The sequence below is a fragment of the Citrobacter sp. TBCS-14 genome (assembly GCF_005280805.1).
GTDB classification, from domain to species: domain Bacteria; phylum Pseudomonadota; class Gammaproteobacteria; order Enterobacterales; family Enterobacteriaceae; genus Citrobacter; species Citrobacter gillenii.
In genome coordinates this window covers 74,036-96,224 of the sequence record NZ_SZWM01000289.1, presented here as the reverse complement: position 1 = coordinate 96,224, position 22,189 = coordinate 74,036, and the positions used below count along the sequence as shown (strand labels likewise).

Here is a 22,189-nt window from a genome sequence, read left to right as displayed (position 1 = left end):
ATCAATTCATTACGCGAATGAATATATAAACATTCTAAATATTGCCTACTATCGATAATATCAGACATAAAAATAAGTAGGCAAATTAGAAACTCTAAATTTACTTTTAATTATTATTAATGAAAAATTCGACGCGTTTCTTCGAAATAAGTCCATGCCCATGCGGACAAAAGTAGTCCACAGCACCGCAGGCTTTTAATATCTGGAGTTGCTGATGACACTCCGGACAACGCGCTTCAAGCTGAATATCTTTATGACAGTTTTCGCAGTGCGCCGCTCCGTTTTGTGGCTCTACTGGTGTATGACAATCCGGGCAAGTAACCGACATGATAACTCCTTGAGATAATTTTCACTGTCTGGATTTTAACACGATTCACCGAATGAATGAGACCGACGCCGATGCGGACACCTCAAATGGTGCAAAGATGCGGTAGTGATAAACAGGGGATGGTGTGGTATGGGCTGGATTGCCGGGGCATAACGCCACCCCGGCGAAATGGAGAGATTACTTCGCGTTAGCTGCCGGTTTAGTCTGGGTATTTTCCAGCATACGGCGGATCGGAACAATGAGGACGATCAGGACCGCGGCGCAGATAAGCAGCGCAATGGAGCAACGCGCAAACAGGTCTGGCAGCATATCCAACTGGTCAGCCTTCACGTGACCACCAATCAGGCCTGCGGCCAGGTTACCCAGCGCGCTTGCACAGAACCACAGCCCCATCATCTGACCACGCATTCTTTCTGGCGCCAGCAGCGTCATGGTCGCCAGACCAATTGGGCTCAGGCACAGTTCGCCGAGCGTCAGCATCAGGATACTGCCCACCAGCCAGAATGGAGAAACGCCCGCGCCGCCATTTGTCAGCACATCCTGCGCCGCCAGCATCATTATGCCAAAGCCTGCCGCCGCACAGAGAATGCCGATAACAAACTTGGTGATACTGCTTGGGCGAATGTTCATGCTCGCAAGTTTAGGCCACGCCCAACTGAATACCGGCGCAAGCAGGATGATAAACAGGGCGTTAATCGACTGGAACCACACGGCCGGGATTTCAAAGTCCCCGATCATACGGTTAGTGTAGTCGTTGGCAAACAGGTTAAACGAAGTCGGTTTCTGCTCAAACGCAGACCAGAAAAACGCCGCAGAAACCAGCAATATAAAGCAGACCAGCAGTCTGGCGCGTTCTTTACGGTTCAGGCCCGCAAAGACAAACAAGTAGATGAAATAACAGGCGACGGATGCCGCAATCACGTACACCAGCATGCTGGCTACCGCAACCGGGTTAATCACAATCACACCCTGCGCAATCAGCGTAACAACGACGGCCACACCCGCAGCCAGCGCGAGTAACCACGCCCCGACACCGTTTTTCTTCGCTACCGGGTTGTTCCAGGTGGAGTCCAGCCCCACTTCGCTATCGTAACGTTTCATCGCCGGTACGGCAAAGATACGGAAGATAATCAAAGCTACCAGCATCCCGATACCGCCAATACCAAAACCCCAGTGCCAGCCATGCGTTTTAATCAGCCAGCCTGAGATCAACGGTGCTATGAATGAACCGATGTTGATACCCATATAGAACAGCGAGAAACCGCCATCACGGCGCGCATCGCCTTTTTTATACAGCGTACCGACCATGACCGAAATACAGGTCTTAAACAGACCAGAACCCAGCACGATGAACATTAGGCCGATAAAGAACAGGTTGTTACCCATAATGGCAGAGAGCGCAATCGACAGGTGGCCGAGCGCAATCAGAATAGAGCCATACCACACCGCTTTCTGCTGGCCGAGCCAGTTATCCGCCAGCCAGCCCCCCGGCAGTGCAGCGAGATACATGGTACCGGCAAAGATACCGACAATCGCAGAGGCATTTTCACGCGCCAGCCCCATTCCACCGTCATAAACGGTGGCTGCCATAAATAAGATCAGTAACGGACGGATGCCGTAAAACGAAAAACGCTCCCACATCTCCGTGAAAAATAGCGAGCCTAGCGGATAGGGATGGCCGAAGAACGTTCGGCTTTCTTGTGGTTGAGTAGACGGTTGCATAATTCTCCTGAAAAGATATGTGTTGTGCGAGTAAACACCACGCTGTACGCCGGCCAGTTATGTATCTGGTCGATTTTTTTACAGGTAGCGAAAAGTTAATTAGCCATTTGAGGGTCTGGAGCCAGTTTTGTCTAGTACCAACCCCTGCACTTTAAGATGAAAATTCGACAATTGTCTACTTTCTTAGATTTAAACTTGGTCAAAAAAGAATAGTCATTGACATTATACAGACACACAGGACTATAAACAGACGAAAAAAACCCGCGACAAGCGCGGGTTTTCATAATCAGCAAGGGTTACTTACTTTTTTTAATATGTTGAATCAAACGCTTACGCTTGCGCATTTGTGTTGGCGTCAACGTATTACGCTTATTCGCATACGGGTTTTCCCCTTCTTTGAACTGAATACGGATCGGTGTACCCATCACTTCCAGCGACTTACGGAAGTAGTTCATAAGATAACGTTTGTAGGAATCAGGCAGGTCTTTAACCTGGTTGCCGTGAATCACCACAATTGGTGGGTTATAGCCACCAGCATGCGCATATTTCAACTTCACACGACGACCGCGCACCAGCGGCGGCTGGTGATCTTCTGTCGCCATGGTCATGATGCGGGTCAGCATCGCGGTACTGACGCGGCGGGTTGAGCTGTCATACGCTTCACGCACTGACTCAAACAGATTACCCACACCACTGCCGTGCAGCGCAGAGATAAAGTGCACGCGGGCAAAATCGATAAAGCCCAGACGGAAGTCCAGCGTCTCTTTAACCTGCTCTTTCACTTCCTGGGTCAGGCCGTCCCACTTGTTGACGACGATGACAAGTGAGCGCCCACTATTGAGAATAAAGCCCAGTAGCGACAGATCCTGATCGGAAATACCTTCGCGGGCATCAATCACCAGCATCACCACGTTGGCGTCTTCAATCGCCTGCAGCGTCTTGATAACGGAGAATTTTTCTACCGCTTCGGTAATTTTTCCGCGCTTACGCACGCCTGCAGTGTCGATCAGCACATATTCGCGACCGTCACGTTCCATCGGGATATAAATACTGTCACGCGTGGTTCCCGGCATATCGTAAACCACCACGCGGTCTTCGCCGAGAATACGGTTAGTGAGTGTGGACTTACCGACGTTCGGACGCCCGACAATCGCCAGTTTGATTGGCAGATCCTGCGGATTGAAGTCGTCTTCAGGCTCTTCTTCACCGTTTTCTTCGGCTTCCAGCTTCGCCCAGTATTCCGCGTCTTCATCCACTTCTTCCTGCGGCGCTACGTCATCCATCCACGGCAGCAGAACGTGCTCCAGCAGGCTGAGAACACCACGACCGTGAGAAGCTGCGATCGGGTGAATTTCACCTAACCCCAGCGAATAAAAATCAACCACCGCCTGATCCGGATCGAGTCCGTCAGTTTTGTTGGCGACCAGGAAAGTCGGTTTTTGGCGCGAACGCAGATGTTTGGCGATGGCTTCATCTGCCGGCATCAGGCCAGCACGCGCATCAACCATGAACAGCACAACATCCGCTTCTTCGATGGCTAGCAGCGACTGTGCAGCCATGCGGGTTTCGACCCCGTCTTCGGTGCCATCAATACCGCCGGTATCAACACAGATAAACTCGCGTCCTTCAATCTCAGCACGACCGTACTTACGGTCACGAGTCAGACCCGGGAAATCCGCAACCAGCGCATCTCGGGTGCGAGTTAGACGGTTAAATAACGTGGATTTGCCAACGTTAGGGCGCCCGACAAGCGCGACCACAGGTACCATGTTTAAAGCCTCATTTAAAAAATCATCAGACAACGGACGTATTTTTACGCCATTGTTAAAAACAGGAAAACGGCCCCTGCACCAGGAGCCGTTTTTCAAAGCGAGCGGCAGGACGATTAACGCGTAATGGAATACAGCGTACCGTCTTTCGCCTGGATCAGCAGTTTACCATCAGCCGATACTGGCTCGGTCAGGAAACCGGAGCTGTCAACTTTCTGCTGGGCCACAAAGCGGCCATCATCAATGTTAATCCAGTGCAGATAGCCTTCGCTATCGCCGACAACCAGATTGCCATTATACAGCGCCGGAGACGTCAGCAGACGGTGAAGCAGATCGCTCTGCGTCCACAGCGTTACGCCGCCGTCAGTGGTTAACGCCAGCACGCGGTCATTCTGATCTACCAGATAGATACGATTGCCATCGACGATGAAATCATTCACCGAGCCGAGTTCACGTTTCCACATAACCTGGCCGCTGCGCAGATCCAGCGCCGTCAGGTTACCATTATAAGCCAGGGCGTACACAACGCCATTAACGATAACCGGCGTGGTGTCAACATCACTCAGACGATCGATTTCTGTTGGACCGGTCGCCTGAGAAATACGTTGCTGCCAAATCATCTGGCCCTGTTGCATCAGCACAGCGCTCACGCGACCGTTATCACCGCCGACAATCGCCGCACCAAAAGCGCTAGCCGGGGCTGATTCGCCGCGTAACGAAAGCGATGGCATATCCAGGTTGACGGTCCATTTGACGGCACCGTCAGCTTCGTTTAACGCCTGCAGTTGACCGTTGCTGGTGTGAATCAATACCACACCATCACTCACCACCGGGCGAGACAGCGCTTCACCGGCAACACGAGTCTGCCAGGCAATAGTACCGTCGCTGGTATTAAGCGCATAAACCTGGGCTTTTTCGCTGCCGATATAGACGTGACCACCGGAAACCGTCACACCACCAGAAAGCTGTGCAGAGACTCTAGAGAACCAGCCGTCTTTTTCCGCCAGATTGACGGACCAGACTTCTTTGCCATCATCCGCGTTCAGAGCTTTAACGACGCCTGTACGATCCGCCGCATAGACAACGTTATCTGCCAGCGCAGGATGAAGATTGGAATAGAAATCACCAATACCGTTACCTACAGACGTGCTCCAGGCTGTAGACGGAGTAAACTGGTTTTCAACCACCGGTAATGGGGACATCTTAACGACATCTTCTTCGCCACCAAACAGTGAACAGCCGCTTAATAGGGTAACGGAAAGCAGCCCTGGCAGAAGTAATTTACGCAATTGCATCGGGTCCCTCTCAGATGGACAAATTATTGATTTTCATCTGCATCATTTCGCTCAGAGCAGGAGAGGCTTCGCTTTTTACACCCGCTTCCCATGCGCTACGCGCGCCTTGTTTATCGCCTTTGCTCAGCAACGCTTCGCCACGCAGATCGGCGACAATGGCCGCCCACCCTTCACCTTTAATGGTGTCGAGCGTTTTCAGCGCGGTATCCGCTTGTTTAAGCTGAACTTGCACACGCGCAAGACGCAGATTAATCACCGCTTTGAGATTCTCATCGCTGGTCGCCGCCAGTCCTTGTTGCAACTGGGTAGCGGCTTTCTCAAGTTCGTTTTGATCAACAAACTGCTGCGCCAGTTCCATCGACGCTAACGCGCCGTAGGTATTTTTGTTCTCTGCGGCAAATTTCTCTGCGGCAGGAATGCTGTCCTGCTTACCCGCACTGACCGCAGTCACTGTATTTTGATACGCCAGAGAAGCAGAGCGTGTGGACTCCGTCTGATGGCTGGTCCAGTAACGCCAGCCAACCAGTGCGCCAACCCCTAAAATAACCCCAACCACCAGCGCTTTGCCATTTTCGGCAAAGAAGCGTTTTACCGCATCAACCTGGTCGTTTTCGTTCTCGTAAATTTCCACGCTGTCCTTCTCCTTAGCAAGTCAAAGTGCGCAAATGCGCGGCAACGCTATCCTGCGCTACTGCCGTTTGCTCACCAGTGCGCAAATCCTTCACTACAACAGTACCGTCAGCCACTTCGGACTCACCCAGTACCAGTGCAACGCGAGCGCCCCACTTATCGGCGCGAGCAAACTGTTTCTTAAAGTTGCCGCCACCGTGGTTTGTCATTAGTTTTACGCCCGGAACTTCATCGCGCAGACGTTCAGCCAGCGCCATTGCCGCCGACTGCGTATCTGTACCTGAAGCGATCAGGTATATATCGACAACAGGAGAAGCAATAAATTCCGGATTAACTGCCTGAACTAACAAAACAAGTCGTTCCAGACCCATCGCGAAGCCAACCGCTGGCGTAGCACGACCGCCAAGTTGCTCGACCAGACCGTCATAACGACCGCCCGCACACACGGTACCCTGCGAGCCCAGGCTGCTGGTGACCCACTCAAATACGGTACGGTTGTAGTAGTCGAGACCACGAACCAGTCGTTGGTTAACGGTGTAAGCAATACCTGCTGACTCCAGCAGCGTACACAGACCGGCGAAATGCGCGCGTGAATCCTCATCCAGGTAGTCGCCCAGCGCCGGAGCGTCGTTGAGCAGCGCCTGCACTTCCGGATTTTTGGAATCGAGTACACGCAGCGGGTTGGTATACATGCGACGCTTGCAATCTTCGTCCAGTTTGTCTTTATGCTGTTCCAGGTACGCCACCAATGCATCTCGGTAGTTAGCACGGGCTTCCAGAGAACCGATGGAGTTCAGTTCAAGGCTAACATGCTGAGAAATACCCAGTGCACGCCACCAGCGAGCGGTCAGCATAATCAGCTCAGCATCAATGTCCGGGCCTTGCAGGCCAAACACTTCGACACCCAGCTGATGGAATTGGCGATAGCGACCTTTTTGCGGGCGCTCGTGGCGGAACATCGGTCCGATATACCACAGACGCTGTTCCTGATTGTACAGGAGACCATGTTCGATGCCGGCACGTACGCAGCCAGCCGTTCCTTCAGGACGCAAAGTCAGGCTATCGCCATTACGGTCCTCAAAGGTGTACATCTCTTTTTCAACCACGTCGGTCACTTCACCGATCGCGCGTTTGAATAACGGGGTCTGCTCTACAATCGGCAAGCGGATTTCACTGTAACCGTAGCTGCCGAGCACGTTTTTAAGAGTGCCTTCAATGCGCTGCCAGATGGCGGTTTCGCCAGGCAGATAATCGTTCATGCCGCGAATGGCTTGAATGTTTTTTGCCACGTTTATTCTCTTTATGGATATAAAAATGAACCCTCAGCGCTAACCCGAACAATGCGGGCGCCATGCGGGTTCAATCATACACGGGAAGCACGCCGCTTCCCATCACGTTGTTATTTTTCAACCTGCTGCACGTCAATTCGACGCGCTTCGTCCAGGATGCTGGCTTTGGCACGAATACGGGCTTCTAGCTGGGTAATCATATCGTCGTTATCGATACGATCCTTACGTACACCGTCTTCATACAGGCCGCTTTTCTTGTTGCCACCCGTCACGCCGAGCGTGGAAACCAACGCTTCACCAGGACCGTTTACCACACAGCCGATGATCGAAACGTCCATTGGCGTGATGATGTCTTCCAGACGTTGCTCCAGCGCGTTAACCGTGCCGATGACGTCAAACTCCTGACGAGAACAGGTTGGGCAGGCGATAAAGTTGATCCCGCGCGCGCGAATGCGCAGCGATTTCAGAATATCGAAGCCTACTTTGATCTCTTCTACCGGATCGGCCGCCAGAGAAACGCGCAGCGTATCGCCGATCCCTTCTGACAACAGCAAACCCAGGCCAATCGCGGACTTCACCGATCCGCTGCGTGCGCCACCGGCTTCGGTGATCCCCAGATGCAGCGGCTGATCGATCTGTTTGGCTAACAGACGATAAGATTCAACGGCAAGGAACACATCAGAGGCTTTAACGCTCACTTTGAACTGGTCGAAGTTCAGACGATCGAGATGATCCACATGACGCATAGCTGATTCCAGCAGCGCCTGCGGCGTGGGTTCGCCGTATTTTTCCTGCAGATCTTTTTCCAACGATCCGGCGTTAACGCCGATGCGGATAGGAATGTTGTTATCGCGAGCGCAGTCCACCACCATGCGAATACGCTCTTCATTACCGATATTGCCTGGGTTGATACGCAGACAGTCGACGCCGTATTCCGCTACTTTCAGCGCGATACGGTAGTCAAAGTGAATATCGGCAACCAGCGGGACTGTGACTTGCTGTTTGATAAGCTTGAACGCTTCTGCAGCATCCATTGTCGGTACAGAGACTCGGACAATGTCAGCCCCAACGCGTTCCAGCGCTTTGATTTGATTGACCGTCGCCGCCACATCCGTGGTCCGCGTATTGGTCATAGACTGTACGGCGATGGGCGCGCCATCACCAATCGGCACATTCCCAACGTAAATGCGTGTCGATTTTCTACGTTGAATTGGAGCCTGATTATGCATTAAAAAATCTCCCGCATTGCCGTCTGTTACTGAGCCGCTGGTTGTTCGGCATTTACGGTCAGACGCGCAACCTGGTTAGTTCTGATAAAACGACTCAGGTCGACAGGTTTACCCTGGAACTGAATCTGCACTGCTGCCGGTGCACCAATTTTCAGTTTGTACGGTGCCTGGCCGACAAGATTTAACGTGCCATCTTTACGCTGCATACCGCTAAACAGTTTTTTACCGGTCGCATCACTGACTTCCAGCCAGCAGTCGGCGGTAAAATTCATCACCAGCGCGTTAGGATCGGCGGCAGGTGTTGTCACACCCGCTTGATCGGTCGGCAAAGGTGCCGCCGTAGCCGGTGAGGTTGGCGCCGTTGTCGCTGTGTCTACGTTGGCCTGAGACGGTGCCACTACCGCATTCTGTTGCGCATCTGCAGCAGCTGCTGGCACTGTGGCAGCGTCAGGTGCTGACGCTGCGTCTGCCGCCGCGCCATCATCCGGCGCGGGGGGAGTCATATCCTGACTTGCCGCAGCGCTGGTATCTAACGGCACGCTCTGGGCACTGTCTTTACCCGCATTTAGCTCAGCGGAGGATTGATCGGCCATCGTGGTGATCTCTTCCTGCTGCGCTTTATGATTCTGCCACCACCAGGCGCCAGTAAGTCCAACCACGACAAACAGTACCAGCCAGGTAAAGGTCATTAACCAGCCATCACGCTTTTTGCGGCGCTTACCGAGCGAGAAACTCTGCATCGGCGCCACTTTGGCTGGGCGAATCGGAGCCTGTTTTTCCAGCCCTGGCAACAGTTCTTCTTCAGGAATATGCACCAAACGCGCATAGGAACGGATATACCCGCGCAGAAACGTTGAAGCGAGATCGGCTGGCGCCTTATCTTCTTCAATATCGCGTACCGTGGAGACCTTCAGGCACAGTCGTTCCGCGACGGCCTGTTGGCTGAATCCGAGTTGTTCACGGGCATTGCGCAGGCGAACGCCGGTGGAGAGTGCTTCATTTTTGTCGTGCGTGGCTTCAGTATTCATTCGCTACAGCTGCGTAAATATGGGCTCTGGCGCCGGTGAGCCACAATGCTCACCCACACCGCGAAACATCTGGTCAGTTAACCTTGGTCAGACAGTATAAAACGGTCAGACTATCAATGACAAAACAGCGTAAACCTGAGGGCTAAACTCTTGTTGGGCCGCTACATACTGCCTTAAAGTCGACGAAAACGCACCGTTAATATTGACCTGACGAGTATAACAAATGACCGTATGTCACTTACATTGCACTACGGTACATTAATTATACCGTAGTGCACCAACATCAAACGGTCTTGATGTCGATAGCATCACCCTGCATGCGCTTGCGCAGAGTACGCTTGGTACGGTCAATGACGTCACCCGCCAGCTGACCGCAGGCTGCATCAATATCGTCGCCGCGTGTTTTACGCACGATGGTCGTGAAACCATAGCCCATCAACACTTTGGAGAAACGATCGATACGGCTGTTAGAACTCCGTCCGTACGGCGCGCCCGGGAACGGGTTCCATGGGATCAGGTTAATCTTACACGGCGTATCTTTCAGCAGCTCCGCCAGCTGATGCGCGTGCTCGGTACCGTCGTTAATGTGATCTAACATCACATATTCGATGGTGACGCGGCCCTGGTTGGCGTTCGACTTCGAAATGTAGCCACGTACCGACTCAAGGAACGTAGCAATATTGTACTTTTTGTTGATCGGCACGATTTCGTCACGGATTTCATCGTTCGGCGCATGCAGGGAAATCGCCAACGCAACGTCAATCATGTCGCCCAGCTTATCCAGTGCAGGGACCACGCCGGAAGTAGACAGCGTAACACGACGTTTTGACAGCCCAAAACCGAAGTCATCAAGCATGATTTCCATCGCCGGAACCACGTTGGTCAGGTTCAACAACGGTTCGCCCATGCCCATCATGACCACGTTGGTGATAGGACGCACGCCCGTTGCCTTCACCGCACCGACGATTTTCGCCGCGCGCCAGACCTGGCCGATGATTTCCGACACCCGCAGGTTACGGTTAAAGCCCTGTTGCGCCGTAGAGCAGAATTTACACTCTAATGCACAGCCGACCTGTGAAGACACACACAGGGTGGCGCGATCGTCTTCCGGGATATACACAGTTTCTACGCGCTGGTCGCCAACGGCAATGGCCCATTTGATGGTGCCGTCAGACGAACGCTGCTCTTCCACCACTTCCGGGGCGCGAATTTCAGCGACTTCTTTCAGTTTGTTGCGCAGCACTTTGTTGATGTCAGTCATGTCATCAAAGTTGTCGCTGCAATAGTGGTACATCCATTTCATGACCTGATCGGCACGAAACGGCTTTTCGCCCATCTCTTTGAAGAATTCGCGCATCTGCTGACGGTTCAGATCCAGCAGGTTAATTTTTCCATTTTTATTTGGAACCGCAGCAATGACGACTTCAGAGGTGTTAACTAATTCAGACATAATTTTTTCCGGCCTCGTTGTTACACGTTATGGCCCGTGGAGGGTTGATAAAAAGAAACGCCCCGGCAAGCGGTCTGCTCTTCCGGGGCGTTGCATTGTACAAAGTCTGGCGCAGGGATGCCACGTTTGCACGAAGCATTAGCGAAAATAATATGTAAATGCTAATTCATCTCCAAAGGATTTCGCGTCGCAGGAAGACGGCAAGTTCGAGCATCCCCGGGAGCATAGAAAACTATGTGACCGGGGTAAACGAACGCAGCCAACGCATCGGCGACGTGAAAGACGCAGGAGATCAGCGAGTACGCGGGCAAACCTCGCCTTCGCCAAAGAAATAGGCGATTTCACGCGCCGCAGATTCGACGGAGTCGGAACCGTGGGTGCCGTTCTCGGTGAAGCTGTCAGCGTAATCTGCACGCAGCGTACCTGCCAGCGCATTCGCCGGGTTGGTTGCACCCAGCAGATCGCGGTGACGCTGAACGGCGTTTTCGCTTTCCAGAACGGAAACAACGATCGGACCAGAGGTCATGAATTCAACCAAGCCATCAAAGAACGGTTTGCCGTCGTGCTCGGCATAGAAGCCACGCGCCTGTTCAACGGTCAGGTGCAGCATTTTAGTCCCCACAATTTTGAACCCTGCTGATTCAAAGCGTGCGAAGATGCTTCCAATAACGTTTTTTGCCACCGCATTTGGTTTGATGATGGAAAAAGTACGTTCAATAGCCATGATTACCTCTGAAAAAATTGTTTTGTTGTGGTTTACCTGGCGCGGATTATAAAGAGCATCCCGGCAATTGACTATTGATGAAGGTAACATTTCTTTAAAATAAGATGAATTTCAGCAACAAATAACATCAGACTGGTCTACTGCAAAGCAAATCTCACCGTGGCAACCTGCCCGCCGTCATCCATAACCAACAGCTGGTACTCTCCTGCGACCGTTAAGCGCAGGGTCAGACTCCGCCCACGTTCTTCCAGCCGCTCACCGTTAAGAAACCACCAGCGTTCACCTGTCCCACCGCTGGTTTGTAGCGGCACGGAGACCGCTGGTGAACCGGGTAAGCGTTTCACAATCGCGCCATCGCGAACGCCTGTCAACTGCAGCGGTAAAGAAGCGTCCTGCCCCAACGGCGGGCAGGTTGCGGAAACTGGCGGTAGCCGAGCGGCTCGCCGCTCGGATGGCGGCAGCCAGGGCTCCAGCGGCAACGGCCAGACAATTAACGTCTGTTCCCGCGCTTGCGGGCAGTCTGGCGCCACGCGTTTTTCTGACGCATCTAACCAGACGGGAAAACGAATACCGTTAACCCCTTCCTGCTCGGGTAATAACAGCGTAGGCGGCTGGCTACCGTCCAATAGCCAGGTGGCTAAACGACGACGACAGTTACCGTCCCCGTTGGGCAAAAATTGCCCACCCGGCCAGCACACCACGCCCCGGCTGACCGACTCTGGTCGCGGGTCTTCAGGCTGGTTTGTTCCACGCGCCAGCAGCAGGTTGTTAACCTGATTCAGCAAAGGCACAGCGCTGGCAAAACCAAATTGCCCCACCACCGGCGTGCCGTCGGGTCTGCCGGTCCAGATGCCAATCACGTAACGTGAGTTAACGCCAATCGCCCACGCATCGCGATAGCCGTAGCTGGTGCCCGTTTTCCACGCCAGCGGTACCACACGACTCAGGGCGTTATCCGGCAGGGGTTGCGCGTCGTCCGCCATAATCCGCCGGATAATCCACGCCGCACCAGCGGACATCAGCGGGCGTTCCAGCAGCGGGTCTTCCGGCTGCAGACGGAGCTTTCCTGCTTTTCCCTGACGGGCAAAGGCGCTGTACGCCGCGACCATATCCTCAAGCCTGGCTCCCGCGCCCCCGAGGATCAGTGACAGATTTGGCGCAGCCCCTGCCGGTAAATACAACGGTAACCCCACGTTACGCAGCCTGGCGGCAAAACGTTTCGGGCCGTAGGCTTCCAGTACCTGGACTGCCGGCAGATTCAGCGAGCGCACCAGCGCCTCGCTCATGCTTACCGGGCCATGAAAACCGCTGTCAAAATTCCCCGGACGATAATCCCCGGTACGCCGCGGTACATCCTGCAATAATGAGGCCGGGTGAACCAGTCCATCCTCCAACGCGAGTCCATAGACAAAGGGCTTCAGCACCGATCCCGGCGAGCGGATCGCGCTCACCATATCCACATGCCCAAAGCGGGTGTCGTCATTCATATCCACCGAGCCCACCCAGCCACGTACGCGCATATCGGTATGGTCGACCACAATCATCGCCAGCGAACTGCGCGCCGGAAGCCGCCCCTTCCAGTTTTGCGCCATCTCCTCCAGTTGACGTTGCAGCCCGGCGTCCAGCGTGGTGACAATTTTGTTGCTGCTGCTTTTGTTCAGCATCATGCGTGAGAATAACGGCGCCAATTGCGGCATCTGCCTCGGTGCCAGCCAGACCGGTTCTTCGCGTGATTCCTGCGCCTGTTTTGCCGACCAGACGCCCTGCGTCGCCATGCGATCGAGCACTTTATTGCGCGCGGCTTGCGCCCGATCCGGCCAACGGTCCGGACGCAGACGGCTCGGCGCCTGCGGCAGTACAGCCAGCAACGCGGCATCGGAGTAGCTGAGTTGTGCCGGTGATTTACCCAGATACGCCCAGCTTGCGGCACCAACGCCTTGCAGCGTCCCACCAAACGGCGCGCGGTTAAGATACAGCGTCAGGATATCGCGTTTGGAGAGATGCCATTCCAATTGTAATGCACGCCAGAGCTGGCGAAACTTACCGCCAAAAGTGCGCGGATGTGGGTCGAGCAGCCTCGCCACCTGCATGGTGAGCGTACTGCCTCCGGAGACCACGCGCCCGGAGGTGAGATCCTGCCAGGCGGCGCGAAGCACAGAAAACGGATTGACGCCGGGATGTTTCCAGAACCAGCGATCTTCGTAGTTAATGAGCGCCTCAAGATAACGGGGCGAGACCTCTTCAAGCGTGACCGGATAACGCCAGATACCGTCCGCGTCGGCAAAGCGCCACAGCGGCGTCCCGTCCTGAGCCACCACTACTCGCGCAGGATTAACCTCATGCAGCGGCAACGGCCAGATTCTATCTGCCGTCCACACTGCTGCCCCTGTCAGCAACGCAGCGGCTACCAGCCAGCCGCTGCGTTTAACCCACCGATGCATCATTTACGGTCTGACAATCAGCGGACCCTCAGCCGTGCCGGTGGCACGCCACTGCGGAACATACATCGATTCCACCTGGGGTACAGGTACCTGATACGTCCCCGGTGTGACCGCGCGCGCCAGATACACCAGCGTGACCGGTTGCCCTTCGTTGACTGCCACCGCCGCGACAAAGCGATCGTCGCGGAATTCAACGTGCTGGATATCCGCTTGCTGCATTTGATTAAGCAAATTCGCCACTTCGCTGCCGCTATCCTGCAGGCTGGCGCTACCGTTGGCCAGATTCTGGTTTTCCAGTTCCAGACCAGCAGGCAGAAGATCGACCACCAGCGCATCCGGAACATTCTGGCTGGCCCTAACCGTCAACCAGACCAGCACCAGCTCGCCGCTGTGCAGAGACGAGAGCGATTTACTCTGCCCATCGGTGCCCAGCACCTGACGTTCAATGAGCAGTACATTGCTAGCAGGCTGCGGTGAGCTTTGCGGATAGCCGCTGACGTCCAGACGCAGCCACAGCGGCAGATTACCCGTGTTGGTCACCGCCAGCGTCGCTAATTGTTCCGCATCCAGATTTCGGGTTTGCGATTTATCACCCGCCAGCGGTTGTTCAGAGAGAGAGGTCTGCGCCTGCCACGTGCCCGGCAGATCCTGCAGCGTACGGGCAGCAAGGAACAGCGCATTATTCTCCTGCGTGGAGAGCCAGCGCTGACCGAAAGCCTGCTCCGACAGCGTATTCAGCAATGTATTTTGCACGTCGGGTTTCAGTTTATTCTCTTCCAGCAAGGCCAGCATCAGCGCGTTGTCGCGTAGCTGACTGCCGTAATCCGCCATCCACTGCTGCGTATCTCGGCGCGGCGTATTGAGTGCCAACGTCAGCGCCTGTTCACTGCGATTCGCATCGCCCATGTTTTTCAGCGCAATGCCCAATTGCAGCAGCGGCAGGCCAGAGGCGGCCTGAGCTCGACGTTCCCAGATCTCACGCAATGCGCCCAGCGGCGCTTTCTGCTGACGGGCCAGTACCAGCGCGGCATAGGCCTGTACGGCAAACCGGCTGGCTGCGGTGTCGTCGGTGTAGCGAATCGACATCATGCCCGGATCCTGTAAATAACGCAGCAGACGCGCATTGCCCCGGTTGATCACCTCGCTCGGGACGCTGTAGCCCTGTTCATTTGCCCGGACGAGGAAGTCCATGACATAGGCACTCAGCCAGTACTCTTCCGGCCCGTTCTTATCCCACAGCGCAAATCCCCCATCGTCACGCTGCATTTGCAGTAACCGGGAAATACCTATTTCAACCGCCATGCGGCGTTTTTCATCGCTATCACCCGCTATACCCAACGCCTTCAACTGTGCGGCGTTGGTATACAACGACGGGAATAATCCGCTGGCAGTCTGCTCCAGGCAGCCGTAAGGATAGGCTTTCAATTCGCGAACATAGCGTGCCAGATTCAGCGGCGGCTTGCCGCTGAACAGCAGTTGCCCCTGCACCGTTGCCGGGGAGAAGTTGGTCAGTTCCCCGTCCGGTAACTGCCAGGTTTCACCGGCTTGCAGCGCCACGCCGCTATTGAGAGTTTGCGCCGGGAACGCCGGACGCACGCCAATCTTCCACTGTTTATGTTGAACGGGGAGCGTTTCACCTGGCAGCGTCAAACCACTAATAACGGCCTGAATCTCACCATCGCCGAATCCCTCCAGTGCCCGTACTGGAATAAACAACGTGGTACGCACGCCAGGTGCCAGATCCACCGGGGCAGGGTTTTGGCCCATCAGTGACACTAAGCCGCTGGCGGTAAGCTGAATATTCAGCGTCTGCGGCCTATCTGTCAGATTGGTGACGTCCAGCGTCAGGCGCGAGGTATCACCGCCGGCCATAAAGCGTGGCATATTCAGTTCCGCGATCACCGGTGCAGCGACGATCACTTTACTCTCGCTACTGCCAAAGTCATCTGCGGTCCAGGCCTGCGCCATCACCCGCAGTTCACCGTTAAAATCGCCAATCGGCAACGTTACCGTGCCCTCACCTTTCTCGTTGAGCGTGACCGGCAGCGCCTGTTGCGCCACGATATTGACGTGATTAACCGGCGGTTTGCCGCCGCGTTTTAGCTCATCACCATCGCCACCGAAACGCAGTGCCGCCAAACGCCCTTGCCCTTCGATTACCTGGCCGTAAATATCATAAATATCCGCGCCATAGCGTTTCTGGCCAAAAAATGCCTGCCACGGATCCGGGGTAGCGTAATCGGTGATATTCAACACCCCGCTGTCTACAGCGGAGACCAGGACGTTAACCTGTTTAGGCACGTCACCATTTTTGACACTGGCTTTCATGTTAACGGTCAACGGTTGATTCGGGCGCATTTTAGCCGGATTTTCCAGCGTCAAATCCAGGCGACGATTTTCATCGCCAAGCGGCAAATGCAGTAACCCGACCGCGCGTTTTGGCGTAGCCGAACGGGATTTGTCGCCAGGGCGGATCACCAACGCGCTAAGATAGAGGTCATGGCGGTTCCAGGTTTTGTCGACCGGAATAGAGAGATCCAGACCATTTGCAGGGACATCGATCTCTTGCCACCACAGCGGGCCTTCGCTGGATTCCACCATTGCATAGCCTTTACCGGCAGCAGGCGCGGCAATGTGCAACTTCATGGTGTCGCCAAGACGATAATTGGGTTTATCCAGCTTCAGAGTGACACGATCCGGGCGCACCGCCCCGCTGCCGTCGCTGTTATCCTGCCAGCTGTATCCGGCCCAGAAGCGCACGCTGCTCACCGTATCGTTGGGTGCTTTCACTTCCAGACGGTAAGCGCCCCACTCCACCGGGAAGCTGATCTTACCGGTTTCATCAGCGGTAAGATCCAGTGTTTGCTCGCCTTCGACCAGATCCTTTTGATCGAACTGCGACTGCCAGCCCTCTCCTTCAGACCAGTTCCAATAGTAATCCCGACGTTCGCGGATCAACCGCACCTGCAAGCCGGAAACCGCTTTTTTCTCGCCTTTTGCATCGGCATAAACAATATCAAACGCGGCGTTGCTGTCTTCATCAACGATCGGCTGATTCACCGTGGTATCGGTGCGGTAATCATAAACGGCTTTGGCTGCGAATTGCGGGCGAATACCCGGCAGGGTATCTGCAGGCCAGATAGCCTGTTCTACCCGACGGGTCACCGGACGGCCACCCGACTCCAGCAGGCTGGCCTGCAAAATGACCTGTAACGGCGAGTGAGCTTCCTGCCACTGACTGCTGGTTGTGACTTCGCCACGACCGTTTTCATCCAGCGTCAGCTGAACTTCATCCAGACTGCGGGAGAGATTCTCTTCAGCAATATTGCCAAACTGGAATCCCGGCAATGCAGACACCGCTTCACGCTGTGGTCGCAGGAATAGCTGACCTTGCAGAGCATTACCATTCGCAGGCGCACCGTACAGGTAGTAACCCACCACCGAAAACTTCACATCGTCAGCCGGTGTAATCGGCATTTTATTGGCAGTGAGGTTGAGCGCCATCCGCTCGGGCATAAAATCTTCGACGTGGAAATCCCACATCCGTGAGCGGTTATCGCCGGTGTTGGCGCGAATATGCCACATACCGGTTGGCGCACTGCTGTCCAGCGGCCAGGTCAGACGGTACAGACCGTTTTCGGGCTGGCTGACCACCGTGCGTAATACCTGCCCATCGGGCTTAACGACTTCCAGCTTCACCGGCTGATCGGGCAACGTTTTGCCATCGCTGTCGCGCAGTAATCCGTTGAGGATCACCGTTTCACCGGGACGATAGAGATCGCGCGGACCGAACATAAAGAACTGTTTGCTGTATCCCGGTGCCCCCGCGATATCAAATTCAGCCAGATCCAGCGCCGGTAATTTCAGGTCCAGCAGCGTGGTTTGCCCGTCTTTACGCGCCAGCAATATGGCGGCGTCTTTATCCGTCTCGAGCTTCACGTGTCCCTGCGCATCGCTGGTCGCCTGCGCCAGCGTCTGCCCTTTCTCATTGAGCAAGGTAACATCTATACCCTGCTGCGCAGCGCCGTTTTCCAGGCTCTGGGTAAAGACATCCAGCTGATTGTGGTAACGGTGTGCGGATACGCCAATATCGCTGAGCGTAAATAGCGTGGCAGCATTGCTGTAATTGTATTGCCCGGCCTGGTTCATCACCGCAACGTACACCCCCGCCTGCTGCAACGGCTTGATTTCGCCCAGCGGCAGCAGCAGTTTCTCACGGGTATTGCGTGCCGGATTAAGGTCAAAGCGCCCGGTATAAACCAGCTCTGCCATTTTCAGCAGGTTGTCGGATTCCCAGTTAGACAATGAGTTGCGGTATTCCCACTGGCTGATAAACGCGCCAAGCGACTCCGGCTTCACGCGAAAGAAATTCACATCCACGCTGTTGACGTTCAGCGCCATCACCGGCAGGCCTTCGATCACTTTGCCTGGCAACAGCGAGCCACGACTGGCAAATCCGACGCTCGGCTGGACATCGCGAGTGGTGATGTTTTTTTCATATTCAGTGCCAAACGTCGCCTTATTCAGCGCCAGTAAATCGCGCTCAATAGTCACCACCAGTTCGCGGTTGGGCTCCAGATGACGTAAGCGTAGCTCTTTCAGGTTGGGCGCCAATTCCCAGGCCCCGTCCACTTTGCCGCTTTTTTTATCGACAACGTGCAGTACGCGAGAAAAATCTTGGTCAGGATCGAGGGGGATGGAGAACGTCAGCACCAGCGTCGCCGCGCCGTCTAACTGGACTTCGGAGGCATCCAGTAGCGTCAACGGTTTACCCTGACTTTGCTGTGTCAGCTTGTGTAATTGCGCCGGATCTTTTACCGACGAGGTCTGTGAGGCAGGCGTATCATTTTTCGCGTCCGTCGACGGCTTATCATTATTATCGCACCCCGCCAGCGCAAGCATCAGCATACAAGCCGCTACGCGTAAATATTTCATTTTTCATCCCTGGCCTGAGCGGCCCGTTAGCTACGTAGAACCCCTATTATGCGTGAGATTTCAGGATGTGGAAGTCTGTAACCAATCAACGTTATCTGAATTTTCGTGAATAATGTCGATCAACCCTGACAAATCAGCCTCTTTTACTTGTCCCTTGACGGTAAACAGCCGACAATTTGCCGAAACCTGGTAAAAATGGAGATGCCTATGACCACCGCCTTCTTTGTCGCTGCCGACTGGCTTGTCGAACACATTGACGATCCGGAAATACAGATTCTTGATGCCCGGATGGCGCCTCCAGGGCAGGAAGATCGTGATGTTGGCGAGGAGTATCGCGCTGGCCATATCCCTGGCGCGGTCTTTTTTGATATCGAAGCGCTCTCCGACCATACCTCAGCATTACCGCATATGATGCCACGCCCGGAGGCGTTCGCCGTAGCCATGCGCGAACTGGGCGTACATCAGGATAAACACCTGGTCATTTACGATGACGGCAATTTGTTTTCTGCCCCGCGCGCCTGGTGGATGTTGCGCACGTTTGGTGTGGAAAATGTCTCCATTCTGGCGGGCGGTTTCGCAAGCTGGCAGCGTGATGAATTCCCGCTGCAGGCAGGGAACGTTGATTTGTCAGAAGGCGAGTTTGACGCGACGTTTACGCCGGAAGCCGTGGTGAGAGTGACCGATGTCCTGCTGGCCAGCCATGAAAAAACCGCACAGATTGTTGATGCGCGTCCGGCTGCGCGTTTCAATGCGGAAGTTGATGAGCCACGTCCTGGCCTGAGGCGCGGTCATGTTCCCGGTGCGCTAAACGTACCGTGGACCGAACTGGTTCGCGACGGCGAGTTAAAAACCACCGAGGAACTGGACGCCATCTTCTTTAGCCACGGCGTGAGCTTTGACAGACCGATTATCGCCAGCTGCGGCTCCGGCGTAACCGCCGCCGTGGTGGTACTGGCGCTTACCACGCTGGGTGTCCCTAACGTGGCCCTGTATGACGGGGCATGGAGCGAATGGGGTGCACGCAATGATTTACCGGTAGAACCGATATTATAAAGCTGGAAATGCCGGATGGCGCGTCGCGCATCCGGCCTACAAAATAGTGTAAATCGTAGGCTGGATAAGACGTATGCGTGGCCATTCGGCAAGGTCTTTTAGATGATCCGGTTCTGTTTAAAATCGCGCAGGAAACCGCCCCAGCGGCGCTCGTAGAACGGCGCGATGTGTTCGGTAATAAAGTGGCTGACCCCTTTCTCACCTTTCACCACCTGGCAGATATCAATCGGTTCATCACCCGGTAACGTATCGGTCGCTACGCTGCCCGTGGCATGAATAATCTCTTCAATATCGCCCTCGGCTTCAATGCCAATCAGCAGATTAGGCTGGGCATCCGGGCTATCTTTAATCGAGCAGATAAACGCCCGTTTTACCGGTTTAATGGTTTTAAACAGCGTCGTGAGCGAGTCGATCATCTGCGCCGGAGGTTCCGCGACCTCGGAGAGGATCAGCGACTCGCCGCCTTCCAGCACTTCCTGGGTACTCAACGGATTGCCTTCTTCACCAAGCAGCAGGCTGATTTCACGCGGCATAAATTCTTTGCCGGTCGGCAGTTTGGCGTTGAGAAACAGCGTCGCACCCAGCGTCATTTCAAACAGTGTGCGTACTGGCATCACAACAAACGCCTGTTCGTCTTCAACGGCCTGCTGCAGGGCTTCCAGGGAGGTGAAAAACGGGATCACGGTGGTGCCGTCTTCTTTTTCCCAGTGCTGCAGATCCAGTGCGCTGTCTTCAACTACCGCCTCGCCTTCTGCGGCCGTACCCGGAACCCAGACGGTGGATTCCAGCAACGTGCGGAAAAAGGCCGGACGATGCGCAGGCTCCGTCGCTGCTTTTTCCAGCAACGTTTCTAATTCATTTTTTATTTCGGACATAAGATCACAAATTTTGTACATATGGGTTGTAGGCCTGATAAGACGCACCGCGTCGCATCAGGCAAAATGCCGGGTGGCGCTTCGCTTACCCGGCCTACAAAAACACCTTTCAGGCAGTCAGCAGATTCGCGATGGTGCGCACACCCAGACCGGTCGCGCCCGCGGACCACTGCTCAACCGGTGCCTTGCGATAGGTTGCAGAGCAGTCGATATGCAGCCAGCCTTGCTGATAGTTTTCCACGAAATGCGACAGGAAGCCCGCCGCGGTGCTTGCGCCCGCAGGATAGGCCGCGCTGCCGGTGTTGTTCAGCTCGGCAAAGTTGGACGGCAACTGGTTACGGTGGAATTCCGCCAACGGCAGGCGCCAGAACGGTTCATTCTCCTGCGCCGCGCTTGCCATCAGACGAGCTGCCAGCTGGTCATCAAAACTAAACAGCGCATGGTAATCGTTACCCAGAGCTGTTTTCGCCGCACCGGTCAACGTCGCGGCATCGATGATCAATTCCGGTTTCTGCGCACTGGCGTCAATCAGGCCATCTGCCAGCACCAAACGACCTTCAGCGTCGGTGTTCATCACTTCAACATTTTTGCCGTTGCGATAGCGAATGATATCGCCGAGCTTGAAGGCATTGCCGCTGATCAGGTTATCCGCACAGCACAGATACAGCTTCACACGTTTGTTCAGACCGCGAGTGATGGCAAACGCCAGTGCGCCCGTTACCGTGGCCGCGCCGCCCATATCGGACTTCATTGAGTCCATAAACGCGCTTTGCTTGATGCTGTAACCGCCGGAGTCAAAGGTGATCCCTTTGCCGACCAGGCAGGCGTAAACCGGAGCGGTTTTATCACCGGTTGGGTTATAGTCCAGCGCCAGCAGTACCGGTGGACGTTCAGATCCACGACCTACCGTGTGCAGACCCATGTAATTCTGCTCGCGCAGATCTTCGCCTTTGGTGATGCGGTAAGAGACGTTATCGCACGCCACGCTGCACAGCAGATCAACCGCGCGCTGCGCCAGCTGTTCCGGGCCGAGTTCTTCCGCCGGGGCATTGATGGTGTCACGTACCCAGTCAATGATTTTCAGGCGGCTATCCAGTTCCTTCTGCTGCGCGTCGTCGAGCGGGGCCCACTCAACTTTACGGCTGCCTTTAGGTCCTTTGTAGCCCTGCCAGAATGCCCAGCTGCGCTCGGTGTCCCAGCCTTCGCCTTCCAGCTGAATATGTTTGATACCCAGACCGTCGATTTTCCGCGCGGCGCGCTGGATAAGGCCCAGATCGTCTTTTCCATTAAGGTGTAGGGTAATGCCGTCACTGTTAATGCTGTAAGTCGCTTTTTCACCCCAGCGCGTGTCAGCAGGCTGCGTGGAAAGCGTAATTTTCATGGCTTCTGTCATTTTATTTATCCTTATTTTCGCGCATACA

General features: G+C 54.7%; 15 protein-coding genes. 1 reads left to right on the top strand and 14 read right to left on the bottom strand.

What is annotated here, in order from left to right; genetic code table 11:
- Positions 1-106 precede the first annotated feature (106 nt).
- The 12 genes from FDX22_RS12995 to FDX22_RS12940 all read right to left on the bottom strand — a co-directional run bounded on the left by FDX22_RS12995 (position 107) and on the right by FDX22_RS12940 (position 18,840).
- Positions 107-328, bottom strand: a complete 222-nt coding sequence (locus tag FDX22_RS12995) for a zinc ribbon domain-containing protein (protein ID WP_115257789.1) — start codon at positions 326-328, stop codon at positions 107-109.
- Between the two features lie 177 nt (positions 329-505).
- Entirely contained in the window at positions 506-2,050 is a 1,545-nt protein-coding gene (locus FDX22_RS12990) for a peptide MFS transporter (protein WP_115257788.1), read from the bottom strand.
- 296 nt (positions 2,051-2,346) lie between these two features.
- On the bottom strand, positions 2,347-3,819 hold the full coding sequence (der, locus tag FDX22_RS12985) for a ribosome biogenesis GTPase Der (protein WP_115257787.1): 1,473 nt from the start codon (positions 3,817-3,819) through the stop codon (positions 2,347-2,349).
- Between the two features lie 116 nt (positions 3,820-3,935).
- A complete protein-coding gene (gene bamB / locus FDX22_RS12980) occupies positions 3,936-5,114 on the bottom strand; it encodes an outer membrane protein assembly factor BamB (protein WP_096756176.1) in 1,179 nt (392 codons plus the stop codon).
- A 10-nt stretch (positions 5,115-5,124) separates the two neighbouring features.
- Positions 5,125-5,745, bottom strand: a complete 621-nt coding sequence (locus FDX22_RS12975) for a YfgM family protein (RefSeq protein ID WP_096756175.1) — start codon at positions 5,743-5,745, stop codon at positions 5,125-5,127.
- Between the two features lie 13 nt (positions 5,746-5,758).
- Positions 5,759-7,033 (bottom strand): histidine--tRNA ligase, encoded by a 1,275-nt coding sequence (gene hisS, locus FDX22_RS12970; RefSeq protein ID WP_096756174.1) that lies wholly within the window; start codon positions 7,031-7,033, stop codon positions 5,759-5,761.
- A gap of 110 nt (positions 7,034-7,143) precedes the next feature.
- Positions 7,144-8,262, bottom strand: coding sequence for a flavodoxin-dependent (E)-4-hydroxy-3-methylbut-2-enyl-diphosphate synthase (ispG, locus tag FDX22_RS12965; RefSeq protein ID WP_096756173.1), 1,119 nt, complete (start codon positions 8,260-8,262; stop codon positions 7,144-7,146).
- Between the two features lie 26 nt (positions 8,263-8,288).
- Entirely contained in the window at positions 8,289-9,290 is a 1,002-nt protein-coding gene (gene rodZ / locus FDX22_RS12960; protein WP_146717290.1) for a cytoskeleton protein RodZ, read from the bottom strand.
- A 283-nt stretch (positions 9,291-9,573) separates the two neighbouring features.
- The gene (locus tag FDX22_RS12955) at positions 9,574-10,740 is read right to left on the bottom strand and encodes a bifunctional tRNA (adenosine(37)-C2)-methyltransferase TrmG/ribosomal RNA large subunit methyltransferase RlmN (protein ID WP_115257784.1); all 1,167 of its coding nucleotides are present in this window, start codon (positions 10,738-10,740) and stop codon (positions 9,574-9,576) included.
- A 292-nt stretch (positions 10,741-11,032) separates the two neighbouring features.
- On the bottom strand, positions 11,033-11,464 hold the full coding sequence (gene ndk / locus FDX22_RS12950) for a nucleoside-diphosphate kinase (RefSeq protein WP_044714626.1): 432 nt from the start codon (positions 11,462-11,464) through the stop codon (positions 11,033-11,035).
- A 137-nt stretch (positions 11,465-11,601) separates the two neighbouring features.
- Positions 11,602-13,908, bottom strand: coding sequence for a peptidoglycan glycosyltransferase PbpC (pbpC, locus tag FDX22_RS12945; protein WP_370317203.1), 2,307 nt, complete (start codon positions 13,906-13,908; stop codon positions 11,602-11,604).
- Positions 13,909-18,840: an alpha-2-macroglobulin gene (locus tag FDX22_RS12940; protein ID WP_146717289.1), complete on the bottom strand. Its 4,932-nt coding sequence runs from the start codon at positions 18,838-18,840 to the stop codon at positions 13,909-13,911.
- A gap of 207 nt (positions 18,841-19,047) precedes the next feature.
- Here FDX22_RS12940 and sseA point away from each other — a divergent pair, with 207 nt between their 5' ends.
- A complete protein-coding gene (gene sseA / locus FDX22_RS12935; RefSeq protein WP_096756169.1) occupies positions 19,048-19,893 on the top strand; it encodes a 3-mercaptopyruvate sulfurtransferase in 846 nt (281 codons plus the stop codon).
- Positions 19,894-19,991: 98 nt separating this feature from the next.
- Here the strand turns inward: sseA and sseB are convergent, their stop codons facing one another.
- Positions 19,992-20,768 carry an enhanced serine sensitivity protein SseB gene (gene sseB / locus FDX22_RS12930; RefSeq protein WP_137399750.1) on the bottom strand — a complete coding sequence of 259 codons (777 nt, stop codon included), beginning with the start codon at positions 20,766-20,768 and terminating at the stop codon, positions 19,992-19,994.
- A 109-nt stretch (positions 20,769-20,877) separates the two neighbouring features.
- The gene (pepB, locus tag FDX22_RS12925) at positions 20,878-22,161 is read right to left on the bottom strand and encodes an aminopeptidase PepB (RefSeq protein ID WP_146717288.1); all 1,284 of its coding nucleotides are present in this window, start codon (positions 22,159-22,161) and stop codon (positions 20,878-20,880) included.
- Between the last annotated feature and the right edge of the window lie 28 nt (positions 22,162-22,189).